The organism is Streptomyces thermovulgaris (genome assembly GCF_002155915.1).
In the GTDB taxonomy this organism is placed as follows: domain Bacteria; phylum Actinomycetota; class Actinomycetes; order Streptomycetales; family Streptomycetaceae; genus Streptomyces; species Streptomyces thermovulgaris.
This window is the reverse complement of sequence record NZ_MUME01000133.1, coordinates 1-6,598: the sequence shown is the minus strand read 5'-3', so window position 1 is coordinate 6,598 and position 6,598 is coordinate 1. Positions and strand designations below refer to the sequence as shown.

The following is a 6,598-nucleotide window of genomic DNA, read 5'->3' as shown; positions in this document are numbered from 1 at the left end:
GCACGGTGCGCCGCCGGCTCACCGTGCGCGGCACGGTGCAGGGCGTGGGCTTCCGGCCGTATGTGCACCGCCTGGCCACCGACCTGGCCCTGGCCGGCTTCGTGAGCAACACCGCGAGCGGCGTGCTGATCGAGGTCGAGGGACCGCCGGACGGCGTCGACCGGTTCTGCGACCTGCTGACCCGGCAGCTGCCCCCGCTCGCCGCCGTCACCGGCGTCGGCCGCGAGGACCTCCCCGCCACCGGCGCCACCGGCCCGTTCACCATCCGCCCCACCGACCACGCCCCCGGCCGCACACAGCTGCCGCCCGACACCGCGACCTGCGCCGACTGCCTGCGCGAACTGGCCGACCCCGCCGACCGCCGCCACCGCCACCCCTTCATCACCTGCACCCACTGCGGCCCCCGCTTCACCATCACCACCGCCCTGCCCTACGACCGCGCGGTCACGACCATGGCCGGCTTCCCCATGTGCCCGGCCTGCGCCCGCGAGTACACCGACCCCGCCGACCGGCGCTTCCACGCCCAGCCCGTGGCCTGCCCCGGCTGCGGCCCCCGGCTGCGGCTGATCCCCGCCGACGGCAGCGGCCTGCGCCCGGCCCGGGACGCCGACGCCCTCACCGCGGCCCGCGCCCTGCTCGCCGCCGGCCGGATCGTCGCCGTCAAGGGACTCGGCGGCTACCACCTGGCCTGCGACGCCACCGACACCCGCGCCGTCACCACCCTGCGCGCCCGCAAGGAACGGGGCGGCAAGGCGTTCGCGGTGATGTGCCCCGACCTCGCCACCGTCGCGCGGATCGCCGACCCCACCGACGGCGAACGGGCCGCGCTCACCGGCCCGCGGCGCCCCATCGTCCTGCTGCGCCGCCGCACCCGCCCGGACGGACTCCGCCTGAGCGACGCGGTCTGCCCGGGCAGCCCCCACGTCGGCGTGCTGCTGCCCTACACCCCCGTGCACACCCTGCTGTTCGGGCTGCCCGGCGATCCCCCCGGCCCCCGTGTGCTCGTGATGACCAGCGGCAACCGCTCCGGCGAGCCCATCGTCACCGACGACGACGAGGCACTGACCCGGCTGGCCGGCCTGGCCGACGCCTGGCTCACCCACGACCGCCCCATCGCCTCGCCCTGCGACGACTCCCTGCTGCGGGTGCGCCCCGACGGCACCGAACAGGTGCTGCGCCGCTCCCGCGGCTATGTGCCCCGCCCGGTGCGCCTGCCCGTCCCGGTGCGCCCCGCGCTCGCGATGGGCGGCGACCTGAAGAACGCGCTGTGCGTCGGCGACGGCGACCACGCCTGGTTCGGCCCGCACATCGGCGACATGGGCGACCTGACCACCCTCCGGGCCGCCCAGCGGGCCGAGGAGCACCTGCTGCGCCTGACCGGGGTCGCCCCCGCCCTGGTGGCCGCCGACCGCCACCCCGGCTACCACTCGACCGGCCTGGCCCGCCGCCGGGCGGCCCGGCTCCCCGAGCCGCGCCCGGTGCTGGTCCAGCACCACCACGCGCACATCGCCTCCGCCATGGCCGAGCACGGCCTCGACGGCACCACCCCCGTGATCGGCGTCGCCTTCGACGGCACCGGATATGGCGACGACGGCACCGTGTGGGGCGGCGAGATCCTGCTCGCCGACTACGCCGGCCACCGTCGCTTCGCCCGGCTGACCCCCGCCCCCCTGCCCGGCGGCGACGCCGGAGTGGCCAACCCGTGCCGCCTCGCCCTGGCCCGGCTGTGGGCCGCCGGACTGCCGTGGGACACCGGCCTGCCCCCGGTCGCCGCCTGCGCACCCGAGGAACTGTCCGTGCTGAGACGGCAGCTGGAACGGAATCTGGCCTGCGTCCCCACCTCCAGCATGGGCCGGCTCTTCGACGCCGTCTCCTCCCTCGCCGGCGTGTGCCACCGCGCCGGATACGAGGCACAGGCCGCGCTGGAACTGGAGGCGACCGCCACCCTGGCCTGGGACGAGGACGAGGCGGCGTACCCCTTCGGACTCACCGACGGCCCCGGCCTCCTGGACTGCGACCCGGCCCCCATGCTGCGCGAACTCCTTGCCGACCAGCGCCACGGCACCCCGGCACCGGTCCTCGCCGCACGCTTCCACCGAGGCGTCGCACGGGCCGTCGCCCGCATCTGCCGGCGCGCCCGTGCGGCCACCGGCCTGACCACCGTCGTCCTCAGCGGCGGCGTCTTCGCCAACGGCCTGCTGGAGGAGGAGTGCACCGCCCTGCTGGCCGGTGACGGCTTCACGGTCCTGCGTCACGGCGAAGTCCCGCCGACCGACGGCGGCCTGGCCCTCGGACAGCTCGTGGTCGCGGCCCACGAACCACCGGGCGGACGGCGCGTCTGAAGCCCCCGTACAGCGACGAGACGGAGTGACCCATGTGTTTGGCAGTGCCCGGCAAGGTCGTGGCCATCGACCACCAGTCCGATCCCCTCACCGGCCTGGTCGACTTCGGCGGAGTGCAGAAACAGGCGTGTCTCGAGTACCTGCCCGATGTGCGGGTGGGGGAGTACGTGATCGTCCATGTCGGGTTCGCCCTGCAGCGCCTGGACGAGGAGTCGGCCCGGGCGTCCCTGGAGCTGTTCGAGCAACTGGGGCTGCTGGAGGAGGAGTTCGGCGACGCCTGGGCCCAGGCGGCCGAGCAGGCCGGCAGCGGGGTCCCGCACACCGACGGAGCCGGCGCACGCGAGAAGAGCGGAAGTGAGGCCCGATGAAGTACATCGACGAGTTCAACAACCCCGAGCTGGCCCGGAAGCTGCTGGACGAGATCCGTGCGACGGTCACCCGGCCCTGGGCGCTGATGGAGGTCTGCGGCGGCCAGACCCACTCGATCATCCGGCACGGCATCGACCAGCTGCTGCCGGAAGGACTGGAGCTGATCCACGGCCCCGGCTGTCCGGTGTGCGTGACGCCGCTCGAGGTCATCGACAAGGCCCTGGAGATCGCCGCCCGCCCCGAGGTGATCTTCTGCTCGTTCGGCGACATGCTGCGGGTGCCGGGCACCGACCGGGACCTGTTCCGGGTCAAGGGCGAGGGCGGCGACGTACGCGTGGTGTACTCGCCGCTCGACGCCCTCCAGCTGGCCCGGCAGCACCCCGACCGCCAGGTGGTCTTCTTCGCCATCGGCTTCGAGACCACCGCCCCCGCCAACGCCATGGCCGTGCACCAGGCCCGCCGGCTGGGCCTGGACAACTTCAGCCTTCTGGTCTCCCATGTGCGGGTGCCGCCGGCCATCGAGGCGATCATGACGGCCCCGGACTGCCGGGTGCAGGGATTCCTCGCCGCCGGACACGTGTGCAGCGTCATGGGCACCGCCGAGTACCCGGAGCTGGCCGAGCGGCACCGCGTCCCCATCGTCGTCACCGGCTTCGAACCGCTGGACATCCTCGAGGGCATCCGCCGCGCCGTCCACCAGCTGGAGCGCGGCGAGCACCGGGTGGACAACGCCTACCCGCGCGCCGTGCGCGAGACGGGCAACCCGGCCGCCCTGCACATGATCCAGGAGGTCTTCGAGGTCACCGACCGCTCCTGGCGCGGCATCGGACGCATCCCCGCCAGCGGCTGGCGGCTGTCGGACGCCTTCCGCGACTTCGACGCCGAGCACCGCTTCGACGTCGGCGGCATCCGCACCGAGGAGCCCGCCGTGTGCCGGGCCGGAGAGGTCCTGCAGGGGCTGATCAAGCCCACCGAGTGCTCCGCGTTCGGCACCACCTGCACCCCGCGCACCCCGCTCGGCGCCACCATGGTCTCCAGCGAGGGCGCCTGCGCCGCCTACTACCTCTACCGCCGGCTGAACGGACAGACCTCGTCGGGCGCTTCGGCGCCGCAGGGTTCCCGTGCCCCGAGGGAGGAGATGAACCCCGTTGGCTGACCTCGCCTCCACGACGGCCGAACCCCCCGTCGACCCCGCGAACTGGACCTGCCCCGCCCCGCTGCGCGACCAGCCCGTTGTGGTGATGGGCCACGGCGGAGGCGGCGCCCTGTCCGCCGAACTGGTCCGGGACGTCTTCGCCGCGGCCTACGGCAACCCCGTCCTCGACGCCCTGGGCGACTGCGCCGTCCTCCGCCTCGGCGGTGCCCGGCTGGCGTTCTCCACCGACTCCTACGTCGTCCGGCCGCTGTTCTTCCCCGGCGGCAGCCTCGGCGACCTGGCGGTCAACGGCACCGTCAACGACCTGGCGATGAGCGGCGCCCGGCCCGCCTACCTCTCCGCGGCCTTCGTCCTGGAGGAGGGCGTGGAGCTGACCGTGGTCGACCGGGTCGCCCGCGCCATGGGCGAGGCGGCGAAGGCCGCGGGCGTCACCGTGGCCACCGGCGACACCAAGGTGGTGGAGGCCGGGCACGGCGACGGCGTGTACGTCACCACCGCCGGCGTCGGCCTGATCCCCGAGGGCGTGGACATCCGCCCGCAGCGGGCCCGGCCGGGCGACGCCGTCATCGTCAGCGGACCGATCGGCCTGCACGGCGTGGCCGTGATGAGCGTGCGGGAGGGCCTGGAGTTCGGTGTCGAGATCGCCAGCGACACCGCTCCGCTGGCCGGCCTGGTGGCGGCCATGCTGGCCGTCACCCCGGACATCCATGTGCTGCGCGACCCCACCCGGGGCGGGCTCGCCGCCTCCCTCAACGAGATCGCCCGCGCCTCCGGCACCGGCGTCCGGCTGCGGGAGCGGGCCGTCCCCGTCCCCGAGGCGGTCGCGAACGCCTGCGGATTTCTGGGCCTGGACCCGCTGTACGTCGCCAACGAGGGCCGGCTCGTCGCCTTCGTTCCCCCCGAGCAGGCCGAGGCCGTCCTGGAGGCGATGCGCGCCCACCCGCAGGGCGGCGGCGCCGCCCTGATCGGCGAGTGCGTCGCCGACCACCCCGGGACGGTCGTGGTCGAGACGGGCCTCGGCGGCACCCGGGTCGTCGACCTGCCGCTCGGCGAACAGCTGCCGCGCATCTGCTGACGGACATCCGCCGGCACAGCCGAAGGACGTCCCCGCCGGTGCCCTGTGCACCGTCGGGGACGTCCTCCGATTCTCCGGTCCTCCGGCCCGGGGCGTCCGGGTCAGGCCGGAACCGGCCCGGGCTCGATCCGGGTGATCTCCAGCTCCCGCCCGCTGCGCAGATCCTGTGACGGCCGGTCGCAGTGCGGACACCAGAAGAACGGGGGCATGCCCACCGGGAACTCCTGGTCGCACGGCACGCAGTACGCGTACGCGGTCACCTGCTCGACGACGAGCCGGGCCCCGGCCAGCGCGGTGCCCTCCCGGGCCACCTCGAAGGCGAAGCTCAGGGCGTCGGGCACGACACCGGCCAGCTCGCCCACCCGCACCGTCACCGCCGAGACGCTCTCCGTCCCCTCGGCACGGGCGATCTCGTCGACCCGCTCCACGATCGCGGTCGCGATCGACAACTCGTGCATGACCGCATCAGCTCCGTTCGGTGAGCCCGGCGAAGAACTCCTGGACGACGGGCCACACCCGGCCCCCGCCGGACAGCCCCCGCCACTCGCGGCGGATCGCCGCGACCATCCGGAAGCAGTCGTCGACGGGCACGATCCAGTGCTGGTCGAACTCCTGGACGGTGTTGACCAGCAGGGCCTCCACCTCCGGCTCCATCGAGGCGAGCTGCGGGAACCGGTCGGCCAGCCGCCGCCAGGCCGCCGCGTCCACCTCCCACCGCATGGCCCCCGCCGGGCTCGGGCCCTGCGCGGTGACCGTGCCGTCGGCGTGCGGCACGAAGAACACCAGACCGACCGGCACCCCCAGCGACGCCGTGTCGATCCGGGGAAGCCGCACCCGGCGCCGGGGGACGAGCCGGAAGCGCCCGCCGCCCGCCCCGCTGTCGGTGAAGAGCACCGCACAGGGGCCGCAGACGCACCGCACCCCGCCCTCGGCGCCGTCGTGGAGGTGACGGTGCTCCTCGGGCACCGGCGCGGCGCACAGCTCGCACCTCTCGCCCGCGGCCGGCCCCGTCCGGCCGGCCGCGCGGATGATCCGGGCCAGTGCCCCGTCCGCCGTCACCGCGCCTCCCGCGCCCGCGCCCCGCCTCGCCGCGTCAGGGTCTCCAGCGGTACGAACGCGGGGGCCGACCGCTTCGCGGGCGTGTCCGTCACCGTCTCCACCGCCGTCAGTTCGGGAGCGGCGGCGAGTACGGCCGCGCGCACCGCGTCGGTGAGATCGGCCGTACCGCCGCCGCACCCGAAACCGCACCCGCCCGCGGTCACCCGCACCCGGGCCACCTTCTCCTCCACACCGACCCACTCGACGTCACCGCCGCTTCTGCGCACGGCCGGCCGCAGCCGTTCGACCGCGCGGGCGGCCCGGCGCTCCACCGGTTCGGGGTGGATCCGATGCAGCACCAGCAGATGCCCCACCAGCTCGTCCTCGGCCAGCCACCGGGCCAGCTCCTCGTCCGCCCGGTCCAGCACACGGCCCAGGGCCTCGCCGTACACCTCGGTCAGCAGCCGCACCGCCTCGAGGGCCGACTGCACGGTCGGCCCCGGGGCGCTCTCCAGTCCCGCCAGCAGCTCCTCCAGCCGGGCGAGCCGCGCCTCGACCTCCGGGTCGGTCAGCCGCCCGGCACAGCGGTCCGGTCCGGTCTCATCCATGGGTGGTTCC

Annotated in this window: 7 protein-coding genes; 4 read left to right on the top strand and 3 right to left on the bottom strand. The window is 75.0% G+C overall.

Annotation, left to right across the window (positions count from 1 at the left end):
- Positions 1-5: 5 nt before the first annotated feature.
- From hypF to hypE, 4 genes are read left to right on the top strand one after another with little or no spacing between them, the layout of a single operon-like run.
- A complete protein-coding gene (hypF, locus tag CCN35_RS13260; RefSeq protein WP_086792780.1) occupies positions 6-2,342 on the top strand; it encodes a carbamoyltransferase HypF in 2,337 nt (778 codons plus the stop codon).
- A 32-nt stretch (positions 2,343-2,374) separates the two neighbouring features.
- A complete protein-coding gene (locus CCN35_RS13255; RefSeq protein ID WP_067388813.1) occupies positions 2,375-2,710 on the top strand; it encodes a HypC/HybG/HupF family hydrogenase formation chaperone in 336 nt (111 codons plus the stop codon).
- Positions 2,707-3,867 carry a hydrogenase formation protein HypD gene (gene hypD / locus CCN35_RS13250; RefSeq protein ID WP_086792778.1) on the top strand — a complete coding sequence of 387 codons (1,161 nt, stop codon included), beginning with the start codon at positions 2,707-2,709 and terminating at the stop codon, positions 3,865-3,867. The genes CCN35_RS13255 and hypD overlap by 4 nt, the downstream gene beginning before the upstream one ends.
- Positions 3,860-4,942, top strand: a complete 1,083-nt coding sequence (gene hypE / locus CCN35_RS13245; RefSeq protein ID WP_086792777.1) for a hydrogenase expression/formation protein HypE — start codon at positions 3,860-3,862, stop codon at positions 4,940-4,942. Before hypD ends, hypE begins: the two co-directional genes overlap by 8 nt.
- A gap of 101 nt (positions 4,943-5,043) precedes the next feature.
- Here the strand turns inward: hypE and hypA are convergent, their stop codons facing one another.
- From hypA to CCN35_RS13230, 3 genes are read right to left on the bottom strand one after another with little or no spacing between them, the layout of a single operon-like run.
- The gene (gene hypA, locus CCN35_RS13240) at positions 5,044-5,400 is read right to left on the bottom strand and encodes a hydrogenase maturation nickel metallochaperone HypA (RefSeq protein WP_086792775.1); all 357 of its coding nucleotides are present in this window, start codon (positions 5,398-5,400) and stop codon (positions 5,044-5,046) included.
- Between the two features lie 7 nt (positions 5,401-5,407).
- The gene (locus tag CCN35_RS13235; protein WP_086792773.1) at positions 5,408-6,001 is read right to left on the bottom strand and encodes a DUF5947 family protein; all 594 of its coding nucleotides are present in this window, start codon (positions 5,999-6,001) and stop codon (positions 5,408-5,410) included.
- On the bottom strand, positions 5,998-6,588 hold the full coding sequence (locus tag CCN35_RS13230) for a NifU family protein (protein WP_086792771.1): 591 nt from the start codon (positions 6,586-6,588) through the stop codon (positions 5,998-6,000). Before CCN35_RS13230 ends, CCN35_RS13235 begins: the two co-directional genes overlap by 4 nt.
- Positions 6,589-6,598 lie beyond the last annotated feature (10 nt).

Excerpts from the sequence above, each read along its gene's own strand:
- CCN35_RS13255 (WP_067388813.1), top strand. The coding sequence starts at position 2,375 with ATGTGTTTGGCAGTGCCCGGCAAGGTCGTGGCCATCGACCACCAGTCC.
- CCN35_RS13230 (WP_086792771.1), bottom strand. The coding sequence starts at position 6,588 with ATGGATGAGACCGGACCGGACCGCTGTGCCGGGCGGCTGACCGACCCG.
- hypA (WP_086792775.1), bottom strand. The coding sequence starts at position 5,400 with ATGCACGAGTTGTCGATCGCGACCGCGATCGTGGAGCGGGTCGACGAG.
- hypD (WP_086792778.1), top strand. The coding sequence starts at position 2,707 with ATGAAGTACATCGACGAGTTCAACAACCCCGAGCTGGCCCGGAAGCTG.